Source organism: Rhizobium sp. NPDC090275 (assembly GCF_044772225.1).
Lineage (GTDB): Bacteria > Pseudomonadota > Alphaproteobacteria > Rhizobiales > Rhizobiaceae > Rhizobium.
Map to the genome: position 1 here is coordinate 119,022 of NZ_JBIVYL010000004.1, position 24,176 is coordinate 143,197.

The 24,176-nt window shown below is 61.7% G+C and carries 23 protein-coding genes; 5 read left to right on the forward strand and 18 right to left on the reverse strand.

Annotated elements, in window-relative coordinates:
* Positions 1-20: 20 nt before the first annotated feature.
* The 7 genes from yghX to ACIQUB_RS11960 form a co-directional block, all read right to left on the reverse strand.
* Positions 21-908 (reverse strand): YghX family hydrolase, encoded by an 888-nt coding sequence (gene yghX, locus ACIQUB_RS11930; protein WP_402929669.1) that lies wholly within the window; start codon positions 906-908, stop codon positions 21-23.
* Between the two features lie 85 nt (positions 909-993).
* Positions 994-2,193 (reverse strand): MFS transporter, encoded by a 1,200-nt coding sequence (locus tag ACIQUB_RS11935; protein WP_402929671.1) that lies wholly within the window; start codon positions 2,191-2,193, stop codon positions 994-996.
* Between the two features lie 101 nt (positions 2,194-2,294).
* The gene (locus ACIQUB_RS11940; protein ID WP_402929673.1) at positions 2,295-3,731 is read right to left on the reverse strand and encodes a M81 family metallopeptidase; all 1,437 of its coding nucleotides are present in this window, start codon (positions 3,729-3,731) and stop codon (positions 2,295-2,297) included.
* 10 nt (positions 3,732-3,741) lie between these two features.
* The gene (locus ACIQUB_RS11945) at positions 3,742-5,661 is read right to left on the reverse strand and encodes a beta-N-acetylhexosaminidase (protein WP_402929675.1); all 1,920 of its coding nucleotides are present in this window, start codon (positions 5,659-5,661) and stop codon (positions 3,742-3,744) included.
* A 29-nt stretch (positions 5,662-5,690) separates the two neighbouring features.
* Positions 5,691-6,467: an SDR family oxidoreductase gene (locus tag ACIQUB_RS11950; RefSeq protein WP_402929677.1), complete on the reverse strand. Its 777-nt coding sequence runs from the start codon at positions 6,465-6,467 to the stop codon at positions 5,691-5,693.
* 27 nt (positions 6,468-6,494) lie between these two features.
* Entirely contained in the window at positions 6,495-7,355 is an 861-nt protein-coding gene (locus tag ACIQUB_RS11955) for a MurR/RpiR family transcriptional regulator (RefSeq protein WP_018896574.1), read from the reverse strand.
* A gap of 25 nt (positions 7,356-7,380) precedes the next feature.
* Complete coding sequence (locus ACIQUB_RS11960) at positions 7,381-7,770, reverse strand: RidA family protein (RefSeq protein WP_112424839.1); 390 nt, start codon at positions 7,768-7,770, stop codon at positions 7,381-7,383.
* A gap of 110 nt (positions 7,771-7,880) precedes the next feature.
* Here ACIQUB_RS11960 and ACIQUB_RS11965 point away from each other — a divergent pair, with 110 nt between their 5' ends.
* From ACIQUB_RS11965 to ACIQUB_RS11980, 4 genes are all read left to right on the forward strand, one after another.
* Positions 7,881-8,366 carry a hypothetical protein gene (locus ACIQUB_RS11965; RefSeq protein WP_402930273.1) on the forward strand — a complete coding sequence of 162 codons (486 nt, stop codon included), beginning with the start codon at positions 7,881-7,883 and terminating at the stop codon, positions 8,364-8,366.
* A 20-nt stretch (positions 8,367-8,386) separates the two neighbouring features.
* Positions 8,387-9,847, forward strand: coding sequence for a M81 family metallopeptidase (locus ACIQUB_RS11970; RefSeq protein WP_402930275.1), 1,461 nt, complete (start codon positions 8,387-8,389; stop codon positions 9,845-9,847).
* A 16-nt stretch (positions 9,848-9,863) separates the two neighbouring features.
* Positions 9,864-10,964: a D-TA family PLP-dependent enzyme gene (locus ACIQUB_RS11975; RefSeq protein WP_402929680.1), complete on the forward strand. Its 1,101-nt coding sequence runs from the start codon at positions 9,864-9,866 to the stop codon at positions 10,962-10,964.
* Positions 10,965-11,091: 127 nt separating this feature from the next.
* Complete coding sequence (locus ACIQUB_RS11980) at positions 11,092-11,394, forward strand: hypothetical protein (protein ID WP_402929682.1); 303 nt, start codon at positions 11,092-11,094, stop codon at positions 11,392-11,394.
* Between the two features lie 21 nt (positions 11,395-11,415).
* Here the strand turns inward: ACIQUB_RS11980 and ACIQUB_RS11985 are convergent, their stop codons facing one another.
* The 5 genes from ACIQUB_RS11985 to ACIQUB_RS12005 all read right to left on the reverse strand — a co-directional run bounded on the left by ACIQUB_RS11985 (position 11,416) and on the right by ACIQUB_RS12005 (position 16,817).
* Positions 11,416-12,552 carry an ABC transporter ATP-binding protein gene (locus tag ACIQUB_RS11985; RefSeq protein WP_402929684.1) on the reverse strand — a complete coding sequence of 379 codons (1,137 nt, stop codon included), beginning with the start codon at positions 12,550-12,552 and terminating at the stop codon, positions 11,416-11,418.
* A 90-nt stretch (positions 12,553-12,642) separates the two neighbouring features.
* Positions 12,643-13,848, reverse strand: coding sequence for an ABC transporter substrate-binding protein (locus ACIQUB_RS11990; protein ID WP_402930277.1), 1,206 nt, complete (start codon positions 13,846-13,848; stop codon positions 12,643-12,645).
* 59 nt (positions 13,849-13,907) lie between these two features.
* Complete coding sequence (locus ACIQUB_RS11995) at positions 13,908-14,765, reverse strand: carbohydrate ABC transporter permease (protein ID WP_402929686.1); 858 nt, start codon at positions 14,763-14,765, stop codon at positions 13,908-13,910.
* A complete protein-coding gene (locus ACIQUB_RS12000) occupies positions 14,762-15,646 on the reverse strand; it encodes a carbohydrate ABC transporter permease (RefSeq protein ID WP_018896583.1) in 885 nt (294 codons plus the stop codon). Before ACIQUB_RS12000 ends, ACIQUB_RS11995 begins: the two co-directional genes overlap by 4 nt.
* Positions 15,647-15,659: 13 nt before the next feature.
* On the reverse strand, positions 15,660-16,817 hold the full coding sequence (locus ACIQUB_RS12005) for a Gfo/Idh/MocA family protein (RefSeq protein ID WP_402929689.1): 1,158 nt from the start codon (positions 16,815-16,817) through the stop codon (positions 15,660-15,662).
* A gap of 329 nt (positions 16,818-17,146) precedes the next feature.
* Here ACIQUB_RS12005 and ACIQUB_RS12010 point away from each other — a divergent pair, with 329 nt between their 5' ends.
* On the forward strand, positions 17,147-17,629 hold the full coding sequence (locus ACIQUB_RS12010; RefSeq protein ID WP_026282647.1) for an Lrp/AsnC family transcriptional regulator: 483 nt from the start codon (positions 17,147-17,149) through the stop codon (positions 17,627-17,629).
* 78 nt (positions 17,630-17,707) lie between these two features.
* Here ACIQUB_RS12010 and ACIQUB_RS12015 read toward each other — a convergent pair whose 3' ends face one another.
* The 6 genes from ACIQUB_RS12015 to ACIQUB_RS12040 form a co-directional block, all read right to left on the reverse strand.
* Positions 17,708-19,306, reverse strand: a complete 1,599-nt coding sequence (locus ACIQUB_RS12015) for an MFS transporter (RefSeq protein ID WP_402929691.1) — start codon at positions 19,304-19,306, stop codon at positions 17,708-17,710.
* Positions 19,303-19,740, reverse strand: coding sequence for a DoxX family protein (locus tag ACIQUB_RS12020; protein ID WP_402929693.1), 438 nt, complete (start codon positions 19,738-19,740; stop codon positions 19,303-19,305). Before ACIQUB_RS12020 ends, ACIQUB_RS12015 begins: the two co-directional genes overlap by 4 nt.
* A 220-nt stretch (positions 19,741-19,960) precedes the next feature.
* Positions 19,961-21,838 (reverse strand): amidohydrolase, encoded by a 1,878-nt coding sequence (locus tag ACIQUB_RS12025; protein ID WP_402929695.1) that lies wholly within the window; start codon positions 21,836-21,838, stop codon positions 19,961-19,963.
* A gap of 99 nt (positions 21,839-21,937) precedes the next feature.
* Entirely contained in the window at positions 21,938-22,225 is a 288-nt protein-coding gene (locus tag ACIQUB_RS12030; RefSeq protein WP_112435380.1) for a XapX domain-containing protein, read from the reverse strand.
* A 78-nt stretch (positions 22,226-22,303) separates the two neighbouring features.
* The gene (locus ACIQUB_RS12035) at positions 22,304-22,993 is read right to left on the reverse strand and encodes a hydrolase (protein WP_402929698.1); all 690 of its coding nucleotides are present in this window, start codon (positions 22,991-22,993) and stop codon (positions 22,304-22,306) included.
* 141 nt (positions 22,994-23,134) lie between these two features.
* Entirely contained in the window at positions 23,135-24,067 is a 933-nt protein-coding gene (locus tag ACIQUB_RS12040; protein ID WP_402929700.1) for a VOC family protein, read from the reverse strand.
* Positions 24,068-24,176: the final 109 nt, after the last annotated feature.

Below are 24,176 nucleotides of genomic sequence, written 5' to 3' on the forward strand. Positions count from 1 at the left end.
CGGGAGCCCATTGGCAGTGCCTAGACCAGATATTTCTTGAACCAGGCCACAGTCCGTTCCCACGCAAGCTTGGCGGCCGCTTCGTCGTAGCGCGGGGTCGAGTCGTTGTGAAAGCCGTGATTCACACCGGGATAGACATAGGCCTCATAGACCTTCTTGTCCGCCTTCAGCGCCGCCTCATAGGCCGGCCAGCCGTCGGTGATGCCCTTGTCGAGTTCGGCGTAGTGGAGAAGCAGCGGCGCCTTGATGCGCGCGACGCTGTCGGCGCTCGGCTGACGGCCGTAGAACGGCACGGCAGCGCCAAGTTCCGGATAGGCCACGGCTGCGGCATTGGCGACGCCGCCGCCGTAGCAGAAGCCGGTAATGCCAACTTTGCCTGTTGTCAGATCGCTCTTCATCAGAAACTCGATCGCGGCGAAGAAGTCGTTCATCAGCTTTTGCGGATCGACCGTCTGTTGCAGTTCGCGGCCCTTCTCGTCATTCCCCGGATAGCCGCCGACCGACGTCAGGCCATCGGGCGCCAGCGCGATGAAGCCGGCCTTGGCAACGCGACGCGCGACGTCCTCGATGTAAGGGTTGAGCCCCCGGTTCTCATGCACGACAACCACGCCCGGCACCTTCCCCTCGGCCTTCGCGGGGCGAACGAGGTAGCCGCGCACATCGCCATTTCCCTTGGGCGAGGGATAGGTGATGTATTCGGCGATGATATCGGGATCGGTGAACTCCACCTGCGTCGCCAGCGCATAGTTCGGGCTCATCGAGGATAGAATTGCAGCGGCGGTCAGGCCGCCAACGGCGAATTTGCTCGCCCGGTCGAGGAATTCACGCTTGGTGATCCTGCCGTGTGCGTAATAGTCGTAGAGTTCAAGCAGTTCCTGGGGGAAGTCCTTCGCGGTCAGCCGATTCATGATTGATCCTCCATCCATCCGTCTCAGTTGCAATACTACACGACCGTTTCCCCTCGTCAGTTCAACATTGCGCTACTAGCGGTGTTCAACGACGCCCTAGCCGGTCGAAGTACAAGAGCATCGCCAGCCCGATCACGCCGGCAAGCGCGCCGATGAAAGCCGTGCCGGAATAGCTGCTGACCGCGGTACCGATGGCAAAAAGCAATGCGCTCAGGCCAGCGCTGATGAAGATGTTGACGGAAATGAGCGCGCTGCCCAATCCGGGACGCTCGGCGATCAGGTCCTGCAGATAGGTGATCGGGATGCTGATCAGCGCCGCCGCCCCGATGCCACTGATGAGCGTGAGCGCATAGACATGCCAGGGTGCTGAGGCGAAGCCGAGCAGCGTGAGATAGACGACATAGATGCTTGCGCCGATCGCGAGCGCCGTCACATGGCTCATGATCCTTTGCGCCCGCCCCCAGACGATGATGAAGACGACTTCGAGGAAGGCGACGATGCCGATCAGGATGCCGAGATCGGCGACCGTCCCATGCGCGGCGCCGGTAACGATCAGCGGCAGGATGGCGCCGTTTATATGCAGCGTGGAACTGATGAGGGCGATGGCGATGACCCGGACAAGTACCGGCGGGGAGACGACCTCGCCAAGCGCAGCCAGATAAGAGAGATGGCGGCTTGCGGCTTTGTCGGTCCCCGTCTGGCGCGGCAGGAAGATGGCGATGAGGCCAAAGCAGGCGGCGCAGGCGATGCCGGCGAACAGATAGGCCGGCAGCATGCTTGGCGATCGGGCGAGTAACACGCCGGTCAGGCCGGGCACCAAGACCCAAGAGAGCGACATCATCGCGCGGACACTAGAATTGACCCTGGCGACATCATCGCGCGACATGCCGGTTGTCCTTCGGCGGACGTTGCCGAAGAGCAGCGAATTCAGCGAGCCATAGACCGGCAGGAGCAGCAGCGCGCTGACTACGAAGGTTGCCTGATGCGGCAGAATGTAGATCGCACCATTGCCAAGCACGCCGAAAAGCGCGGTTGCCGGCATCATGGTGCGGTATTCGCCGAGCCGATCCGCCAGATTGCCGAGCAGGATGCTGACGGTAACGTTGACGGCCGCGGCGGAAAAAATCAGCGCGGAGTAGAGGCCGTTGCTCAAGCCCAGTTCGCGGATGCCGACGACGGATTGATAAGGAGAGGTGGCGGCACTCGCGACGCCGAACATAAAGAGGGCAAGCATGCTTACCCGGATGGTCGGGTCGCGGAAGACGGCGGGAAGGAAGCGGGTCATGTTCGAATTCGTGGCGGTGGCGGCGGACGCCCGTCTTGGGCGAGCGCCGCCTGGCAGCTTCGGTATAGTGCCGAAACCGCCAGGCTGTCAGTTATTTTCTATCAGTCGGTCCAGCGTGCCGAGAAGCGCGCTTGCGGGATATAGCTGAAATCGCGATCGAAGGGGAATGCAGGCCGCGCGCGGCGGTTGCTGGTGAGCCCCTCAATATCCTGGTTCACCACACCCTGCGTCAGCGCCATCAGGTTCGGATTGGCGATCGGCGCCAGTTCCGGCGAGAGATAGCCGGATTTGACGACCAGGAGGCGGACGGCCTTCGGATCAAGCCCGAGCAGGGTGAAGTCGGCGATGTTGTGATACGGGCGACGACGCGCAGCGAGCACGACGGTGATCCCGCCGATGCGCACGACCGCCTGGCGCTCGGCGGCCACGCCGGTATCGGAGAGCAGCACGACCTCCGCCTGCACCTTGGCCGGCGTGCTCGATCCATCGAGGCTGCCGCCGATCGTCAGCGCCAGCGTGGCGCCCTGGCCGGCCGCAAAGCAGGCCTCGACAGCGGGACGATCGGTAATCCCCGCAATCAGCGCGCCGTCAAAGCCACGAGCGATCAGCGCGTTCAGCACGTCGGCGCGGTCGCCGACGCCGCCACCCGTGGGGTTGTCGGCGGAATCGGCGAGGATCACCGGCGAGGTCTCGGCCTTCTGCGCGATATCGAGCATCTCCGCCAACGGCCCCGTAACCGGGCCGAAGCGGAATTCTTCGCGTGCGTTCCAATAAGAGAGCGCGATCTCTTCCGCAGCCTTGGCCGCAGCCCCCTTGCTGGTCGCGGTGATGACCGCACAGGCGGTTGCGCGCGGCTCGTCGGCCCACACATAGCCGACCATCAGATTGGCATCGAGGACGCCGGCGCGCTGGTCGAAGACCGGCAGCGCCTCATAGAGCGCCTTGGCCGGCTGATCTTCAGTCGATGTGCGCTCGCCGGGCCAGAGAACCGGCACCGGAGCCCAGGCGACGCCGGGGCGTGTGCCGCTCTTCACGGAATTCACCAGCATCGACCACGCCCTAACCATGGTTTCACGCACATCGATATGCGGCGCGGTCCTGTAGCCGGCGAAGATATCGAGCTGATCGATGATCTTCTGGCTGACATTGCCGTGCAGGTCATAGCTCGCCGCAACGACGACATCAGGGCCGACCACGGCGCGAGCAGCCGAGATCCAATCGCCCTCGGCGTCGTCCATGCCCTCGACATTCATCGCGCCATGCATGGCGAGATAGAGCCCATCGAGCGGCAATGCCGCCTTCAGAAGGGCGAGAAACTCGGTCTTGAAGGCCTCGTAGGCGACGCGGGAGACCGGGCCTCCAGGCACGGCACGGGCATGCAGAAGCGGCAGATGCTCGAAGCCATCGGCCTTCAAAAAGTTGAAATACTCGGCCCCCAGAAGGTCCGCGCCCTTGAGGACGCGAAAATCCTCGACAGCCATCAGCACCGGCGAATAGGTGCTGCACTCCGTATGAATTCCGCCAACAGCGATCCGCATCGTCAGCTCCTTAAAGTTTCGGGCTCAGCGGCGCGATGGCCGAGAAGCGGTCCCAGTTCTTCTTCGCCTTCGGCGTCCACGCGGCCTCGGCGATAGCCGGCAGGCGCGGGAAGACGAGACGGTTGAAATAGCCGCGCGACAGGAAGTGCTCCGACCAGATGCAGGCCTGTACGCCTTTCATCCTGTCCTTCAGCTCTTCAGGGAAGTCCCCCTCGGCCTCATAGCCATAGGTGTGGGCCGGCGGCACGGTGCCCGCCCAGCTGGCGCCCGGCTCCTGGAAGGCCTCGGCCTGCACCATGTCGAGATAATAGGCCTGGCCGGGGGTCATGACCACTTCGTAGCCTTCCCTGGCGAGCTCGATGCCAACCTGCGGGTTTTCCCAGGCCATCAGCAGCGTATCCTTGGCCGCGACCCCGCCGCCATGGGCGACCTCGTTCCAGCCCGCAAGCTTGCGCCCGCGCGCCGTCAGCATGTCCTTGACGCGCTTCAGGAAGTAGGATTGCAGCGCGAAAGTGCCCTCGATGCCTTCCTGCTCCATCAACTTCTTGGCAAGCGGCGACGCAAGCCAGGAGCCGTTCGCCACCTCATCGCCACCGATATGCAGATACTTGGACGGGAAGAGCTCGACCATTTCGTCGAGCACCTTCTCCAGGAACTCGTAGGTCAGCGGAATGGCCGGGTTCAGCGCATTGTTCGGATAGCCCTGAACAGAATGATAGCTGTCGGGTGCCTCCTGTCCATCGGTCAGCTCCGGCAGCGCCACGAGCGTCGCTGTGCTATGGCCGGGAATATCGATCTCGGGAACAACTTCGACGCTCAACGCCAGCGCATGCGCGACGATCTCGCGGACATCATCCTGCGAATAGAAACCGCCTACGGGTTCGGCACCGTTGCCCAGCTGCGGCAGGAGCGGTTCGTCGGGTCCACGCAGAACGCCCGTCGTCGTCAGCTGCGGATAGGCTTTGATCTCCAGCCGCCAGGCTTCGTCATCGGTCAGGTGCCAATGGAAGATATTGAGCTTGAGCCAGGCCAGAATGTCGACCAGTCGCTTGATATCAGCCGCCGGGTAGAACTGGCGCGAGACGTCGAGATGGCAGCCGCGCCAGCCGTAGCGCGGCTTGTCGGCGATGGTGCCCGAGATCGGGAAACGGAAGGTGCCGGGGCGGCTGCGCGCACCCTCAAGCAGCTGCGCCAGCGACGTCAGGCCATACTGGCGACCGGCGGCGTCAGCATAGGCAAGCGTGATTTCGTCGGCCGAGAAGGTGAGTTTGTAGCCTTCGGCCGCAATCGCGGCATCGGCGATGAAACGCAGTGCCCGCCCCTGCGGCGACGGCTGCAGATTGAACGGCGCGTGCGCGCTTTCGAACAGGCGACGCACCAGTGAAGTGACCGTGGACATGGCGCGTCGATCATCCGAGGAAGCGCCAGCCGCAGGATAAAGCACGACTGGAAAGCCAACGCCCGGCTTGGCATCGATTTCGGCCGGCCAGGGCTGCAGCGCGAAGGGCAGGTCGAGCTTGCCCTCAGGCAATAGCACCGGCGGCGGCTCGCTGACGCGACCTTCGAGCAGGAGATCGGACACGGCGACCGCGACATGGCTGCCATCGGCAAGCGTCACATAGGCCGACTTGGCGCCATCGGTGCAGTGCTTTGCCGGCCGGTGCAGGCCGCTGACGGTAAAGGTCCAGCCCTCACCCGGCGCAATTGAAAGGCCGGCCGGGGGCGCGAACTCGTGAAAATTGGCGTTGCGGCGCAGGAAGGTCGCATTCTCGCAAGCCTTCTTGTCGATCACCCGTGTCAGCGACGTATAGACAATCTTGAAGCCCGCAAGCGGCGCATCCGATAGGTTGAAAAGGGTAAAGGTGAAGCGACCATTCGGACCGCCGTCCGGCTGCCAGGAGCTCTCCAGACGATAAGGGGCCGTGTCCATAACTGTTCCTCTCAGTATTCTTTTTTTGATCAGTAGTCAGCGGATTGGGAGAAGGTGCGAGCAAGTTCCGCTTGGCCCGCGGTAAGGCCGCAATCGACGGGCAGGCAGACGCCGGTGATGCCATTGGCCTGCGCGCTTGCCAGGAAGCCGACCGCATTGGCGACGTCCTTCGGATCGACGACACGCTGCAGCGGATACCAGCGGCGGGCTTCCTCGAAGACATTGGGATTGGCGGCGGCGCGGGCTTCCCAGGCCTGCGTGCGCACCGTGCCCGGCGCAATCGCGTTCGAGCGGATGCCGAACTTGCCGTATTCGACGGCGACGAGCTTGGTGAAATGCAGGAGGCCGGCCTTGGCGGCGCTGTAGGCCGGATGGCCGAAGACGTGCATGCCGTTGACGGAGGCGATGTTGACCACCGAGCCCTGTGTTGCCTTCAGGAGATCCGCAACGGCGCTGAAGCAGAGGAACGGCGCTTCGAGGTTGAGCGCGTTATCGGCGCGCCAATCTTCCGGCTTCGTCGACTGCAGGCTGACGGCGCGCGCGGCACCCGCATTGTTGACCAGCGTCTTCAGCGCGCCGAGCGACGCGGCGGTCTTCGCCATTTCGGCAACGCTATGCTCACTCGTGACGTCGCAGCTGATGGCGACGAAGCGCTCAGCCGAACCCAGCGCACGCGCGGCCTTTTCGGCGGCAGCGCCGTCGATATCGACAAGCAGGACGACGTCGTGGTCATCCGCGAGCCGGCTGGCGATGGCACGGCCGATATCGCCCGCAGCGCCGGTCACGATCGCTACCGATTTTGTCATTCTCAGTCCTTTCCTGACATGAAATCCTCAGTCCCCGAGCAGCTGACGGTCATCGCCGTCACGGTGGGCAACGAGTTGTTGTTTGATGCGTCGAAGGGTGACCGCCGCCTGCGGGATGTTATAGGCGACGAGGCTGGCCAGGATGTCGACGGCGGCCAGATAGGCGATGCGCGTCGAGGTCGGCCGGAAGATGTTGTTGCCCTCGGCGAGGTCGATCGGGATGACGATGTCGGCGGCCTTGGCGACGAGGCTGTCGGCCTGCGTCAGCGCGATGGTCGTGACCCCGGTCTCGCGGGCGAGCGTGAAGGAACGGACGAGTTCGGTGTTGCGGCCCGAAAACGACGAGCCGACGATGACATGCGTCGACTTCGCCGCCGCCGCCAGCATGAGCTGCATGCCGTGGTCTGAACTCGCGGTCACATGCAGGCCGAAGCGGAAGAGGCGGTTCTGCAGCTCGCTGGCGATCATCGAGGAATTGCCGCCCGAGCCGAAGGCATAGATCATCTCGGCCTTGGCGATCTTCTCGGCGGCCTGCTCGATGGCGGCAAGGTCAAGTGAGCGATGCAGCAGAAACAGCGCGTTCTGCGCCTTGGTGATGATGTCCTGGGCGACGTCACCGGGATCGCGGCTCTTCGGCTCGGGCCTGAGATAGCGCATCCCGACATAGGCCGTGCGCGCGAGCTGAACCTTGAAATCGGAAAAGCTCTCGCAGCCGACGCGGCGACAGAAGCGGGTGACCGTCGGCGGCGAGACGTCCGCCTTCTCCGCCAGCTCGATGATCGAGGCATTGACGGCGAATTCGAAGTCGTTGAGCAGAATATCCGCGATACGGGTTTCCGACGGCGAAAGCCGGGCCTTCTCTTCCTGCAATGTCGAGAAAATATCCACGCCCGGCTCCCCTTGGTCTATCGCGCTATTTGTCTTTCGCTTTATACGCGACGCAATCGATTTCGACCTTGCAATCGACCATCATCGACGATTGCACACAGGCGCGTGCCGGCGGGTGCTCGCCGAAATACTGCTGATAGATGCCGTTGAAGGTCCAGAAATCGCGGGGATCGTCGAGCCACACGCCGCAGCGCACGACATGCTCGAGGCCATAGCCGGCCTCTTCAAGGATCGCGATCACGTTCTGGATCGTCTTGTGCGTCTGCGCGACGATATTGCCGTCGATGATCTCGCCATTTTCCATGGCGACCTGGCCCGACACATAGAGCCAGCCGTCGGCTTCGACCGCACGGGCGAACGGCAGCGGCTTTCCGCCTGCGCCGGTCTGAACGGTGCCATAACGCTTGATGGACATTGACCGATCCTTGCAAATTATTTTCGTGATAAGTTGACAAGTGACCATATTAAGCGGAATTTGACCAGAGAAAAACGTCATTCATGAAAAGAATTTCAATCGGGAACACCATGCGCGATCCTTTCAAGAACCCCTTCCCCGCTTCCGACATTGCCCGGCATTCGATCTGGGAGATGCTCGTTCACCGCGATATCGACGCCTTCCTGGCCGCCGATTGGTCCATGGTCGAGCACGATTTCGTCGAGGACGGCTTCATCGGTATCGACGGCCGCAAGGAAGTGAGCCCCGACAAGTGGCGCCTCGCCTTCCCGACGCTTGCCGCCTATCGCGATGAGTGGGTCCGCCAGGCCAAGGATTTCGCCACGCAGTCCTTTGCCGAAGACACGCGCACCGCCATTTTCACCACGACCACGCTCGAGGATATCGAGATCGAAGGCGACATGGCGCTGGTACGCAAGAAGTTCGACGGCGGCATCGCCAAGGCCGATGGCAGCCGAGATGTCATGCAGTGGCAGACCCTTTATTATTGCCGCCTGCACGAGGGGCGTTGGAAGATCTCCGGTTTCACCGGCTATCTTCCGAACCCGATGGGTTGATCAACACAAAGGCCGAGACATTGCGGATTTTCACGGCGGCTCTCGCAACCGAGACCAATACCTTTTCCCCCATCTGCGTCGATCGGCGCGCTTTCGAGGCGTCGCTCTATGCGCCGCCGGGCGAACATCCCGAAACGCCGACGCTTTGCTCCGCACCGATCACCGTCGGCCGGCGCGTCTGCGCGGAGAAGGGCTGGACGCTGATCGAGGGCACCGCGACCTGGGCGGATCCGGCCGGTCTCGTCAATCGCGCGACCTATGAAGGCCTGCGCGACGAGATCCTCGGACAGCTTCGCGCGGCGATGCCTGTCGACGCCGTCGTGCTCGGCCTGCATGGCGCCATGGTCGCCGCCGGCTATGAGGACACCGAAGGCGATACGCTAGCGCGCATTCGCGAGCTCGTCGGCCCAGATATTCCCGTTTTCGCCGAGCTCGATCCGCACAGCCATCTGACGGCCAAGCGTTTCGCCGCGGCCAATGTCTTCGTCTACTTCAAGGAGTTCCCGCACACGGACTTCGTCGATCGTGCCGAGGACCTGTGGCGTATCGCCGTCGACACGCTGGAGGGTCGCGTAAAACCTGTTATGTCCGTCTTCGACTGCCGGATGATCGACGTGTTTCCGACGTCGCGCGATCCCATGCGCTCCTTTGTCGACAAGATCATGCAGATCGAGAAAGACGATTCCGACGTTCTCTCCATCTCGGTGGTCCACGGCTTCATGGCCGGCGACGTGCCGGAGATGGGCACCAAGCTTCTTGTCGTCACCAATGACCGCAAGGACAAGGGTGACGTGTTGGCGCGCGAACTCGGCATGGAGCTCTTTGCCAAGCGCGGCACCTTCATGATGCCGCAGATCGACGAGAAAGAAGCGGTGTCGCAGGCGCTGGCGGCGACCGCATGGCCTGTCGTGATCGCCGATATGTGGGACAACCCCGGCGGCGGAACAGCCGGCGACGCGACCGTTGTTCTCGGCGAACTCCTGGCGCGCGGCGCCACCGATGCGGCGATCGGTACGATCTGGGACCCGATGGCCGTGCAGATCTGCATGGCGGCCGGTGAAGGCGCCGAGATCCCGCTGCGCTTCGGCGCCAAGTCGGCGCCGGGCACCGGCAACCCGATCGACGGCCTAGTCAAGGTCATCAAGATCGTGCCGAATGCCGAGATGCGCTTCGGCGAAAGCTTCGCGCCCTTTGGCGACGCAGCGCATATCGTGCTCGATGGCATCGACATCATCTTGAACTCGACGCGTGCCCAGAGCTTCGATCCGAGCCTGTTCTCGGTGATGGGCATCGATCCGACACAGAAGAAAATCCTGGTCATCAAGTCGACGAACCACTTCTACGCCTCGTTCTCGAAGATCGCGTCGGAAATCATCTATTGCGCCGCCGGCACGCCTTATCCTAACAATCCGGCGAAGACGCCGTATCGGCGGGCGCGCAAGGATATCTGGCCCATGATCGCCGATCCCCACGGCGCCTAACATGGAGTAGCCTGAGATGCACAACAGCCCATTTGCCGTCGTCGCCAAGCCCGGCGACAAGGTCGCGGACCTCTCGACACCTCGGCCTATTATCGACGAAGACCGGATGGCGGCCAATATCGCCCGCACGCAGGCCTATATGGACGCGCACGGCATCGACTTCCGCCCGCACATCAAGACGCACAAGATCCCGGCACTGGCCGCTCAGCAGGTGGCGGCAGGCGCCAAGGGCATCAATTGCCAGAAGGTCACCGAGGCCGAAGTTTTCGCCGACGCGGGTTTCGAGGACATCCTCATCACCTTCAACATCATCGGCACCCAGAAGCTCGAACGCCTGGCGGCGCTGAACGAGCGGATATCCGGGCTCAAGGTGGTCGCTGATAGCCCCTATACCGTCGACGGCCTGTCTAGCTATTTCGCCGCGCGCAAGCCGCTTTTGGTTTTGGTCGAGTGCGATACAGGCGCCGGACGCTGCGGCGTTCAGAAGCCCGCGCAAGCCGTGACGCTCGCCAAGCACATAGACGCTGCCGCAGGCCTGAGCTTTGGCGGGCTGCTGAACTATCCGAAGCCGGGCGCAGCCACCGAGGTTCAGGCGTTTCTTACGCAGACACTGACCTTGCTCGACGCCGAAGGCATCGCCTGCCCTATCGTCAGCAATGGCGGCTCGCCGAGCCTGTTCGATGCCCATCTGGTGCCCGCCGCCACCGAACACCGGGCCGGCACCTATATCTATAATGACCGCTCCATGGTCCGCGCCGGGCATTGCACAGTGGACGACTGCGCCATGCATATTCTCGTGACGGTGGTTTCCCGCCCGACGGGGGATCGGGCCGTTATCGATGCGGGCTCGAAAGCGCTGACCTCCGACCTGCTCGGCTTCACGGATTATGGCCAGGTGGTCGGCTATCCGCAGGCTTCGATCACCGGTCTCTCGGAAGAGCACGGCGTGATCGACCTCTCGAAATGCGAGGGCGCTCGGCCGCAGATCGGCGACAAGCTCCTGATCATCCCGAACCACACCTGCGTGGTCTCTAACCTCTTCGACACGATGGTCTTCCATCGCGATGGCGTCGTTACCCGCGTCGAGGACGTCGCCGCGCGCGGGCTCGTCTGGTAGTCGCGACAGCGGATTGGCGGCCGTTCACCGGCCGCTAACGTCATTGGATCGTCCTCCTTGAAGTTTGCCATATCCAGCGCATCTTATTGATGCGCCAATATTCCGGCGACGTCATGGGAGATCATTCATGAGAGCGTTGATTGCATTGGGAATTGCAGGAAGCCTGGCGTGCATTTCAGCCGCGCAGGCGCCATCGCAATGGCAGACCTATTCCGGTGTCCGCGTCGATTCCGACCCGACCATTCTGGCCCGCTTCGACCACACCTATCCCTATTGCGAACAGGAAGCGTTTCGCCGCGGCTCGACTGATGTCAACAGCCTGTGGCACGTGACGGCACTGCGCAATTGCATGTACCGCCACGGGATCGTCGACCGGGGCTCCTATTCGTACCCGGCCAATACCTTGTTCTATCACTTCCTCGATCGCTGATGGCGCGACCGGCGCTCGCGATCAGGCGAGCGCGGTCGGGTTCAGCAGGTTGAGGTCGATATCGGTCAACGCCACATGGCGTTCGAACGCGATGCCGGCTTCGTCGAAGAGGTGGCAATCCACCGCGTTGATGCCGACGAGCATCGGCTGTTCCGGCCTCACGCCGACGCTGCCTGACAGCGTGGCGCAGAAGTTTTCGCCCTCGCCATTCAGCGCTGCATAAGCGACAGTCTGCGCGCCGAGACGCTCGATGACGCTTGGCGTGATGGTGAGCGAGATATCGCCGGATGCAAGCTGGATATGTTCGGGGCGGACGCCAAGCGTCAGCGTCTTGCCGACGACACCCGCGCGCGGCGTGACCGGCACGGTCAGCGACTGGCCCTTGTATTCGACGGTCACGCTCTTCTCGCCGACGGCGGTGCAGGTGACCGGCAGAAAGTTCATCTTCGGATTGCCGATGAACCCGGCCACGAAGATGTTGGCGGGCTTATGGTAGAGCTCGAGCGGCGCGCCCGTCTGGGCGATCTCGCCGGCGTTGAGCACGACGATACGGTCCGCCATCGTCATCGCCTCGACCTGATCGTGGGTGACGTAGATCATGGTCGCCTTGAGCTGGCGGTGCAGTTTCGCGAGCTCGATGCGCATGTCGGAGCGCAGCGCGGCGTCGAGGTTGGAGAGCGGTTCGTCGAACAGGAAGATCTTCGGCTCGCGCACGATCGCGCGGCCGATCGCCACGCGCTGACGCTGACCACCGGAGAGCATGCCCGGCTTCTGCTGCAGGCGCTGGTCGAGATGCAGGATGCGGGCCGCGTTTTCGACCCTAGCCTTGAGCTTCTGCTCTTCCATCTTTTCGACGCGGAGCGGAAAAGCGATATTCTCGAAAACGCTCATATGCGGATAGAGCGCGTAGGACTGGAACACCATGGCGATGCCGCGCTTGACCGGCGGCAGATCGTTGACACGGACGCCGTCGATCACAATGTCACCAGCGGACGTCGCGTCCAGGCCGGCGATCATGCGAAGCAATGTGGATTTGCCGCAGCCGGAGGGGCCGACGAACACGACGAACTCGCCATTGTTCACCTCGAGCTGAACGCCCTTCAGAACCTCGAAGTCGCCGTAAAATTTCTGAACCTTGTTGAGAAATAACTGTCCCAAAACCTGTCTCCGGTCACCGCCACGCGCGGCGCTTACTCTCGATAGCGAAGGGATCGCGGGTGTTGCGCGCCCGCGATCCCCAACAAAGGCTTACTTGAACGCTTCGATCTCGCCAGCGGCCTTCTTGATGGCGTCAGCCGGTTCGGCCTTGCCTGTCACGACGGACTGGACCATTTCGATCATGGAGTTCTGGAAACCCTTGTAATCGGTGAAGAGCGGTTCGGGACCACCATAGGCGATACCGTCGATGAACGGCTTCCAGGAAGCATCGGCCTTGATGAATTCATCGACCTTTGCCGACGGACGCAGAGGTGTCAGGCCAGCGCCGCCCTGGAGTTCGTATTCGCCCTGCGGCTCGGGAGAGGTGATGTACTTGGCGAACTCGATCGCCTTGTCCTCGACACCAGAACCCTTGAAGATCGCCAGGCTGTCGGTGATGAGCAGCGTGCCCGGGCCCTTGGCATCCGGTCCGAGCGGCAGCGTCGTCACACCCCAGTTGATCTTGGTGTCCTTGAGGCGGGCGGCAGCGCCGGAGCCGGCCTGGATCATGCCGACCTTGCCGTCGAGGAAGATCGCACGAACTTCGTTCTGCTCGTAAGCGGTCGGGCCTTCTTCGGAGTAAGGCGTGATATCCTTGTAGGCCTGGAGAGCGGCGAGAACACCGGGGCTATCCAGCGTCACCTTGCCATCGGCGTCGATGACGGTCGCGTTGTTGGTGTAAACCCAGTGCATGAACTGGTGCATGGTGTTGTCGAAGGTCTTGGCGGACAGGCCGTAGCCCGGGATGCCCGTCTTTTCCTTGATGGTCTTGGCGGCAGCGATTTCTTCAGCCCAGGTTGTCGGCGGCTTCTCGGGGTCGAGGCCGGCCTGCTTGAACAGATCCTTGTTCCAGTAGAGGGCCTTGGTGGAGAATGCGATCGGAACGCCCCACTGGTTGCCCTCGAAGGTGACCGTGTCGACGATATGCGGGTAGTAGCCCTTCTTCTCGTCGTCGGTCATCGGAACCGGAACGATCAGGTCGTTCTGGGCGAATTCCTTGAGCGTGCGCGAGCCGACGTAAGCCATCGCGACCGGCGTGCCGGCGGCGGCAAGCGTGGTTGCCTTGTCCTGGCACTGTGCCCAGCCAACGACTTCAGGCGCAACCTTCCAGCCCGGATTCTTGCCTTCCCATTCCTTGATGTACTTCTCGTGGATCGGGTCGATCTTGTCGCCGCAATAGATCCAGCTGATTTCCTTGTCGGCAGCTTCGGCCGTCATGGCGCCAAGCGCCGTCGAGCCGAGCAAGGCCAGTGCCATAAGGCTAGTTTTGAAAGCGATGCTCACGTCAATACTCCCGTTAGTTAGCTGTTCACTTGTTATTGTTTTACCGCACCGGCAGTCAGACCGCCGACGAGGTATCGTTGCAGGAAGAAGATGATGACCATCGCGGGCAGAATGCCGACGAAGGAGGCTGCCATCAGCTCGTTCCAGATAACCTCCTGCTTACCGAAGTAAGCAAAGAGCCCCACCGGCAACGGCATGTATTCGGTCTTCGAGTTGAAGGTCAGCGCGAAGATGAATTGCTGCGCGTAGGCGCCGATGAAAGTGGTGATGGCGACGACGATGATCCCCGGCATGGCAATCGGCAGGATCACGCGGCGCAACGTATAGAAGTGACTGGCTCCATCCATGTAGGCGGCCTCGTTCAGCTCCTGCGGGATACGGATCATGTAGGTCCGCAGCAGCCAGATGGCCGAAGGAATGAGGAATGCCACGCCAGGCACGATCATCGCGAAATAGGTGTTGAGCACGCCGAGCGTGCGCATCAGCCGGAACAGCGGAATGAGCAACACGGCGCCCGAGAACATGTTGACCGTCAGGAACGCGCCAAGCAGCAGGCCCATGCCGCGAAACTCGAACTTCGCGAAGGCGTAGGAGGCCGGGATGACGAGCGCCAGCACGATCACGGTGACGACGATGGAGATGAAGAAGGAGTTGAATATATAGCGCCCGAAGCCCGGAACGCTGATCCACATGGTGCGATAGGCCTCGAACGAGCCGTTCTCCGGCCAGAAGCGGTAGGGCGACGAAAACAGCTGGCTGAGCGGCTTCAGCGACACCAGGAAGCCTTCGACGAAGGGCGCCAGCACGAAGGTGAGGAACACCAGGACCCCAAGGTAGATCAGCAGGATTTCCCACCAGCTGTAGCGATCGATCATGGCCGCGTTCTTCATGCGCGCTTCTCCGGGTTGAGCCGACGGGTGACACGGAAATAGGCAAAGCAGAATGCCGAGAGGAAGATGCAGATTAGCACCGCGCGGGCCGCACCCTCACCATATTTCTTCGAGCCGATGGCCGTCTGGTAGGTATCGATGATCATCGTCGTGGTCTGTCCGCTGGGGCCGCCCTGCGTCAGGATCCAGATGATATCGAAGGAGTTGAACGTGGCAATGAGCGATAGCATCGACATTGTGATGATCGATGGCACCATCAGCGGCAGCGTGATACGGCGGAAGCGATAGAAACGCCCCGCGCCATCCGTCCAGGCGGCTTCATAGAGATCCTTCGGGATCGACTGGATGGCAGCCAGGAAATAGATGGTGACCATCGGCACGCCGATCCACACGTCGGTGATGATCGTTGCCCAGAAAGCCGTGTTGCCATAGGCGAGGAAGGCCACCGGGCCATCCACGAAGCCGATGCGCTGCAGCATGCCCGAGATCATCCCGAACTGGCCGTTATACATCCAGCCCCACATGAAGATGCCGATCGCCATCGGCACCACCCATGGCGGCATGGTCAGCAGACGAAACAGCGAGCGACCGGGCACCGCGCTGTTCAGCAGCGACGCGCCGAAGGTGCCGATGATCATCTTCAGCGAGACCGAGAAGAAGGTCCAGATGAAGGTGCGGACGATGACGTCGGCGAAGGTCGCGTTGAAGATCTTCTCATAGTTCGCCCAGCCCACCCAATTGGTCACTTTTCTGAGTGACGCATCGGTGAAGGACAGGATGAACGTATCGACGAGCGGGTAAGCGACGATTACCGCGACATAGAGGACTGCCGGAAGGAGAAGGATCCAGGCGAAGATGAGGTTGCTTCTTTGAACGTTCATCCTGCCGCCCTCCTCAAGCCGCTCTGGCGTGGAGCGCCTCGTCGAACTTGTCCCATACGGGACGCAGGTCGACAACCGTCTTCTTGATGCGGGCCTCGTCCATGGAGAGCGCCAGAATACCGGCTTCAAGGGCATTCAGGGTCGAGACGGGCAGCACCGTGCCGGTGCGAACGCTGTCGAGGATATCGACCGCCATCTGCTCGTCGGCACCATAGTGCTGCGAGAGTTCGGTAGCCGCATACTTGTTCTCGACGACCTTCTTGCCGGTCAGCTGCTCATGCACATCGAGATAGCCGCGCACGAAATCGCCCTCGGCCATCCCGCGCGAGCCCATGATCGCAAAGCGACGGAACTGGTCGGGAACGTTGAGGTTGGTGTGGAAGTTCATGCCCACGCCATTGGCGTATTCGACGATCGCAACCTGATAGTCGATGATGTCGGCATCGCTGTCGAACACCTTGTCGGAACCCTTCCAGCCGCTCGGCTTGCGATGGAACAACTCGAGATCATTGATACCTTCGCGAGCGGGATCGTTTGCCGGCGTAAAGCTCTTGCGGCCGCCGAAACTTGCGACGCGCTCGGGCCGCGCGCCGACGATGCCATTATAGAGGTCGAGATCGTGGCAGCATTTCTCCAGCATGAAGCTGCCGGAATAGCGCTCATAGCGGCGCCAGTCGCGCATGAAGAATGCGCCGTGATAGGGCTCGATATGCTCGGACGCCTCGATCGAGACGATCTGGCCGAGATTACCGGCAGCCTGAACCGCCTGCAGGTCGCGATAAAGCGGCGAATAGCGCAGCACGAGGCCGACCATCAGCCGCTCATGACCGAACTTGGCCATCAGGCGCGCCAGCTCGATGCTTTCGGCGATCGTGGTGACGATCGGCTTTTCGCAGAAGACCTTCAAACCGGCTTCAAGACCGATACGGATATGCTCGAGATGGAAGAGATTGGGCGAGCCGATCATCAGCAGATCGAGCTTCTCGTTGGCGATCAACTCCTGCGGCGTGGCATAGGATTTGCCAACGGAAACGCCCTTTTCGACGAGACCCGGCAGACCTGCGGGCTCGGGATCGACATAGCCGACGATCTCGAAGCTTTCATCAATCGACTTGAAGACGTAGCCCAGATAGCCGAGCCGGAAACCTAGCCCGATAATTCCCACTTTCATGCTGCTCTCGTTCCCATTTACGTAATTTATTTTCGTCAAGTTGAGACAAAAATTCGATCTCGTCAACACGAAACACGGAAAAAGTTGGAACTGTGAAATTAATTTTCATGACGCTTGTTTGACAGGCATTTTGATTTTCATCATCGATACACCTGCCGTCAACCGCAAGGCGGGGCGATAGGATCGCCTATACCCACATCATCATGTGGGTAAGTGGCAAGATGCGTGTGCCCATCTCGATCGAGCGCGGCGTGAGCATTGACACCAATCGCGTCGCCTCACACTATTTCGCGGAAACCATACCAACACTGATTGCCGGACCGTGTCAAATGAACGATTCTACCGCGAAAATCGATGCGTTTGACATGAAGATCCTCAGCGCCATGCAGAATGATGCGACCTTGTCGCAGCGCGATCTGGCCGAGAAGATCGGCCTCTCGCAGAACGCCTGCTGGCGCCGACTGCAAAGGCTGCATTCCCTCGGCCTGATCCGGGGATCGCACAGCGACATCGACCTTAAGGCCCTTGGTTTCGACCTGACCGTCTTCGTCATGATCCGCACGCGCCATCATTCGAAGGAGTGGAGCGAGGGTTTTCGAGCACATGTCGAGCGATTGCCAGAAGTGATCGATTTCTATCGCATCGGCGGCGACTGGGACTATCTCATCAAGGTCGTGACCAAAGGCATGTCCGGCTACGACGCCTTCTACCAGAAACTCATCACGAATTTCGATCTCGCCACGGTGACGGGCTTTTTCTCGATGGAGGCGATCATCAACAATCGCCCGGTCGATCTGACCCGGCTGCGCTGACGAAAGAAGTGAGGAAGACCACCCCAGCTGTTATGACAAATGAAGGGGACCTCGCAGCCCCCTTCTATGTCCCGATTTTCAGGCCTTGCCTGGGCGGTTGATCGTCAGGAAGTGCCGGACGACGGGCTTTTCCGGCCCCGAATGGTAGGCAAGAACCCTGCCCTGCAGGTCGGCGTCGGCGTTCGACACCCGTTTGTGCTGCCGAAGATGCTCTGCCCAGCTTTCCACCATGAACCACTCGACGATCTTCTCAGGGTCAGCGGAGTCTTCCGTGACACCCCAGCCATAGGCACCATCGCGGCGGCGTTCCTGCGACATGTCGTTGAGGGCACGAAGGAAAGCCGAACGGTTGTGCTTCTCGACGTTGTATTCGATCAGGATCAGGACCGGTCCACGGTCATGGGCGACAGGCTCGGCGACAAGCGGCTCCGGCCAGTGGCTGGACGGGACCAGATCGGCATCGCCGGCAGGCAGCTTCACACGGTGCATGATGAGACCTGCGACGAGCAGACCGGCAGCTCCGATCAAGAGAGCGCCAGGGACGCCGACAGCTTCGCCAACGGCACCCCAGCCGAGGCTGCCGGCCGTCATCGCGCCATTGAAGACGGTGAGGTAGACGGCAAGACCACGACCACGCACCCAGTTCGGAAGGACAGCCTGAGCCGCGCCATTCAGCGTCGTCAGAGCGGTGATCCATGCGCCACCGAGGAAGAGCAGAGCGAGGATGGCAACGGCCTTCGGCGGAGCAAGCGACAGGATACCCATCACGACAGCGGTGATGATGGCGGCACCGAGCAGGAGGCCATCGGCGCTGAGGCGTTCACGCAGCTTCGGCATGACGAGCGCTCCGGCGATCGCACCAGCGCCGACCGCGCCGAGCAGGATGCCGTAGAAGCTTGCATCACCGTCGAGAAGCTGGCGGGCGACGAGCGGCAGCAGGGCCCAGACAGCACTGGCGAAGGCGAAGAAGATCGCGGCGCGCAGCAGGACGACATGCAGCGGGCGGCTGGCACGGGTGTAGCGAAGGCCGGCCCGGAAGGCGCCGAGGAAATTCTCCTGCAGGGCATCATTGGCGTTCTTGGCGCGCGGCCACCAGACAAGTGCTGCGATGACGATGATATAGCTCGCAACGTCTGCACCATAGGTGAGACCCGCGCCGAACGCGGCGAGCAGAAGACCGCCTGCCGCCGGGCCGATCGAACGGGCGATGTTGATGCCGAGCGAATTCAGCGCCACCGCGCTCTTGACGTCCTCGCGCTTGACGAGCTCAGGCACGATCGCCTGCCAGGTTGGCCCCATGAGTGCCGCGCCGATGCCGCCGAGGAAGGTAAGACCGATCAAAGCGCTGACCGAGAGCATGCCGGTCTGGGCAAGAACCATGAGGCTGATGCTGACGGAGGCGAGCAGCAGCTGCACGGCAATCAGGAATTTGCGGCGATCGAGAATATCGGTCAGTACGCCCGCCGGAATGGCGAGAAGGAAGATCGGCAGCGTCCCCGCCGCTTGAACCGTGGCGACCGCAGCCGGCGAGGCCGAAAGATCGGTCATCAGCCAGGAGCTGGCGACATCGCGCATGAAGCTGCCGGTGTTGCCGAGAACGGTGGCTGCCCAGAGGACGGCAAAGACGGGTTGGGCGAGTGGAGCGAAGCTGCCCCCGGAGGATTTTGCGGTGCTCATTTTTCAGCTCCCTTGGTGATGTCGAAAATGGTGACGAGGATGAAGGCGCCCGCGAGGCCGAGATGTTCGAAGAAGGCGTTGGTCGCCATCATCCGCTCCATGCCGCCGGGCAGTTCCCAGAAACGAAGCGCGATGAAGGTCGCGAGAACGGTGAAGCCGGCGAGCGCGAGGGCGCCTATCCAGCGCAGCTTGCCTGACACCACCATAGCCGATGCGGTGAGCTCGAATGCGATGACGACGACGGCGAAGACGGGCGCCGGGGAAAGGCCGAAATGCTCCATCTCGGCGATCGCGCCGCCGAAATCGAAAATCTTGGTGAGCGGGCCCTGGATATAGGCGGCGCAAAGCGCGAGCAGAGCGGCCGTTCGAACGGCAGGCGCCGAAACGACATCGGCCAGAAGCCTGCGCGGTGTTGAAGGTGAGTGGCTGGTCATCGTTGCTCCTGCGATCTTGGCCGGTCGGTTCGAGCGGCGCTGTGTTCGTCTGATGGAGCCATATTGGCGGGAACCATTGCCGCCAACAATTGCATCAATAGTTTCGATTTAATTGCGCTATCTGCAATTATTCGGGAGAACCTTCTACCCCTGCAAAAGAAGCCTGGGCAGTGGTCTCCCGCTGCCCAGGCCGATACGTCGTTCGATTATCGCGGCAGCCTCAAACGGCCCAGCAGGAGCAACCGAGCGCGCCGAAGAAGCCCTTGAGATCGGCAATCGGCAGCTTCGAGGTCCATGCACCCGCGTGGTCATGGCCGTGGACGCCGCAATCGCTGGCGCAGCCGCAGGTGGAGATGGCCGTGCGGCGCAGCGAGCGGGCGCCGGCGCCGTCGGCCTCGCCCCAGGCGGCGTAGCCGCCGAACTTGCGCACCGGAGACCAGTCCGGCATGGCAGGCGGGATGTTGCTTTCGTCGTATTTGGCGAAGTCACCCGAGCCGTAGACGATCTTGCCTCCGACCATCGTCAGATCGGAGGTGAGGAAGGAGATTTCGTCCTCGGCGCAGGCGAAGAAGTCCTTGCTGGGGACCACGAGATCGGCGAACTGGCCCTTCTCGATGCGGCCCTTCTTTCCCTCTTCGTTGGAGAACCAGGTGACTTTCTCCGTCCACATGCGCAGCGCCGTCTCGCGGTCGAGGCAATTGGCACGTGGATAGAGCTGCATGCCGCCGACCGTCTTGCCCGTCACCATCCAGGAGAGCGATACCCATGGATTATAGGAGGCGACGCGGGTGGCGTCGGTGCCGGCCGAGACGTTGACGCCCTTGTCGATCATGCGCTTGATCGGCGGCGTGGCTTCGGCGACGCCGTGGCCATAGCGCTCGACGAAATATTCGCCCTGGTAGGCCATGCGGTGCTGGGTGGCGATGCCGCCGCCGAGTGCCGCGATGCGGTCGATCGAGCGCTCGGAGATGGTTTCGGCATGGTCGAAGAACCAGTTGAGGCCTTCCAGCGGAATATCCTTGTTGACCTTCTCGAAGACATCAAGCGAACGCGAGATGGTCTCGTCATAGGTGGCGTGCATGCGCCACGGCCAGCGGTTTTCGGCCAGAACCCGCACGACTTCCTCGAGCTCACCTTCCATCTCCGGCGCCATCTCCGGGCGCGGCTGGCGGAAGTCCTCGAAGTCGGCGGCGGAGAAGACCAGCATCTCGCCGGCGCCGTTGTGACGGAAGTAGTCGTTGCCCTGCTTGTATTTGACCGAGGACGTCCAGTTGAGGAAATCCTCTTTCTCGGCCTTCGGCTTCTGCGTGAAGAGGTTATAGGCGAGGCGGACGGTCAGCTGGTTCTCGTCAGAGAGCTTCTGGATAACCTCGTAGTCATCGGGATAGTTCTGGTTGCCGCCGCCGGCATCGATCACGCCGGTCACTCCGAGACGATTGAGCTCGCGCATGAAGTGGCGAGTGGAATTGACCTGGTAATCGAACGGCAGTTTCGGGCCTTTCGCCAGTGTCGAGTAAAGGATGCCGGCGTTCGGCTTGGCAAGCAGCATGCCGGTCGGGTTGCCGTTGGCGTCGCGGGTGATCTCGCCGCCGGGCGGGTTGGGCGTGTCGCGAGTGTAGCCGACGGCTCTCAGAGCAGCGCCGTTGAGCAGCGCGCGGTCATAGAGATGGAGCAGGAAGACCGGCGTGTCCGGCGCGACCGCATTGATCTCCTCGATCGTCGGCAGGCGCTTTTCGGCGAACTGGTGTTCGGTGAAGCCGCCGACGACGCGAACCCATTGCGGGGCCGGCGTGATCGCCACCTGGCGCTTCAGCATGTCCATCGCATCCGCCAGCGAACGAACGCCGTCCCAGCGCAGTTCCATGTTGTAGTTCAGGCCGCCGCGCACGACGTGGGTGTGATTGTCGATCAGGCCGGGCAGGACGCGCTTGCCCTTGAGGTCGACGATCTTGGTGTCCGGGCCGGCGAGCGCCATGATCTCGGCATCGGTGCCGACTTCAAGAAAGGCACCGTCCTTGATGGCGACGGCGCTGGCGGTTGGATTGGTGCGATCGAGCGTGGTGATCAAACCGTGGTGGAGGATGAGGTCGGCGAACATGGGAAATGCTCCTGGCTTCATTATTAAGATTGATTTCAACGCTTTGCGCCGGGATTGGCCGGGCTGGGCCCCGCCGCAAGCGAATCTCCTCTTGCGGTGTCAGCTATCAGACTTGTGCTGATCCTGGCGAGACACGACGACGTCATTGCGGCTCTCGCCCTTCGGCATATGGCCGAACATGTGCGGCTTGATCTGGTTGATCCAGGAGACCGCCGCCGGCTCCCTGGCGATCAGCGTCTTGGCGAAGGGAATGAGCTGTTCGCCAACCAGAATGCCGAGCAGGCCGACAAGGGCCACGATCGGTGGCGCGGGAGAGCGGACATTGAGCAGGCTGTAGACGATACCGACCAGAAGACCGGCACCGATGGAAAGAAGGTAGAGTTTCATGGGGGCATCCTCGACTGTGAATGAAAGCCGCTTCCGCATCTGGACATTCGATCCTGCGGAAGCGGCGGTGATGGGTGATTACTTGGCTGGGTTAGGGCCGATGCGCTTGCCGTGGCTGACGCGCTCGTCACCGCCGTGGACATGCGTTACCGCATAGTCGATGCCCATGCCGTAGGCGCCGGAATGTTCCTTCACCAGCGAGGTGACGGCGTTGTAGGTTTCCTTGCGAGCCCAGTCGCGCTGCCATTCGAGCATGACCTGCTGCCAGGTAACGGGGATGACGCCGGCCTGTACCATGCGGTCCATCGCATATTTGTGGGCGTCGACCGAGGTGCCGCCGGATGCATCGGCGACCATGTAGATTTCGTAGTCTGGAACATCATGGAGGGCGGAGAGCGCGAAGGTGGTATTGCACACTTCCGTCCAGAGGCCGGAGACGACGATCTTCTTGCGTCCGCCGGCGGCGTTCTTGGCAAGGGCGTCACGAACGTTCTGGTCGTCCCAGGAGTTCATGGAGGTGCGCTCCAGAATGTCGTTCTCGGGGAACACGCCGAGCAGTTCCGGGAAGGTGTTGCCGGAGAAGCTTTCCGTCTCGACCGTGGTGATCGTGGTCGGGATGTTGAAGATCTTGGCAGCCTTGGCGAGACCGACGACATTGTTCTTCAGCGTCTGGCGGTCGATCGACTGGACACCGAAAGCCATCTGCGGCTGCTGGTCGATGAAGATGAGCTGGCTGTTTGCAGGGGTCAGGACTTCGAGCTTGGACATTTGATTTCTCCGTTTAGATTTTGATTGCCGATCTGGCGCTTAAGGATTGGGATGCCTCCGGCGGTCGGCTGCCTGCCTCAGGCAGCCGTTCGAAGGCGGAAATGCTTGTGTTAGAGGTGCGCGGCAGTTTGCCGTGCGGGGTTATGCTGCGAGCGGAACGAGGTTCTCTTCGATCTGGCCGCGATAGGCTTCATACCGGGTCGGCAGCTTCAAGGCTTCGCCGAGGTGAGCGGTATCTTCGTCACGGTCGAAACCGGGCTCGTTGGTTGCGATTTCGAACAGGATGCCACCAGGCGTTCTGAAGTAGATCGCCCAGAAGTAATCGCGGTCGATAACCGGCGTCACCTGGTAGCCCGTGTCCATCAGCGCCTTGCGCACTTCGAGCTGCTTTTCACGGTTCTCGACGGCAAAGGCGATGTGGTGGACAGAACCGGCGCCCTGGCGGGCAAACGGCGTTTTCGGCAGCGACGCGATGTCTATGGTATCGGCACCATTACCACCGGGAATGATGAACCGCGTGACATCGCCTTCGACTTCGGCTCGCTCGTAGCCCATGAACTGCAGCAACTCCGATGTGGCGGCGGTGTCGTGCAGGTCGAAGCGCGCACCGGAAAAGCCGCGGATCGCATTGTCTTCCGAGATGCCGTCGGCAAGCCATGGGGCGCGGACGTCTTCGGCGGTCTCGATCAGCGCCAGTCCGTCGCCATCAGGGCCGGCGAAGCGCAGGCGGTTGGCGCCGAAGACCGTGTCGGTCTTCAGACCGACGACACCCTGGGCCGTCAGGCGGTCTTTCCAGAAAGCCAGCGATCCCTTCGGGACGGAGAACTGCGTCTCGCTGACTTCACCGACGCCGGGGCGGCCGGTCATCATGTGCGGGAAAGGAAAGTAGGTCATGACCGTACCGGGCGTGCCGTTTTCATCACCGTAGTAGAGGTGGTAGACGCTCGGGTCGTCGAAGTTGACGGTCTTCTTGACGCGGCGCAGGCCGAGTGCGTTGGTGAAGAACCGGTTGTTTTCTCGGGCATCCGACGCCATCGAAGTGACGTGGTGCAGTCCCTTGATATCCTTGATCATGGCCGTTGCCTTTCTCTGTGGGCGTTGCCGTTTCGATGACCAGAGATGTAACCGGGTTGATTGCATTGCGGAATTGCAATATTCCTGTCGAATGAATTGCGATTTTTGA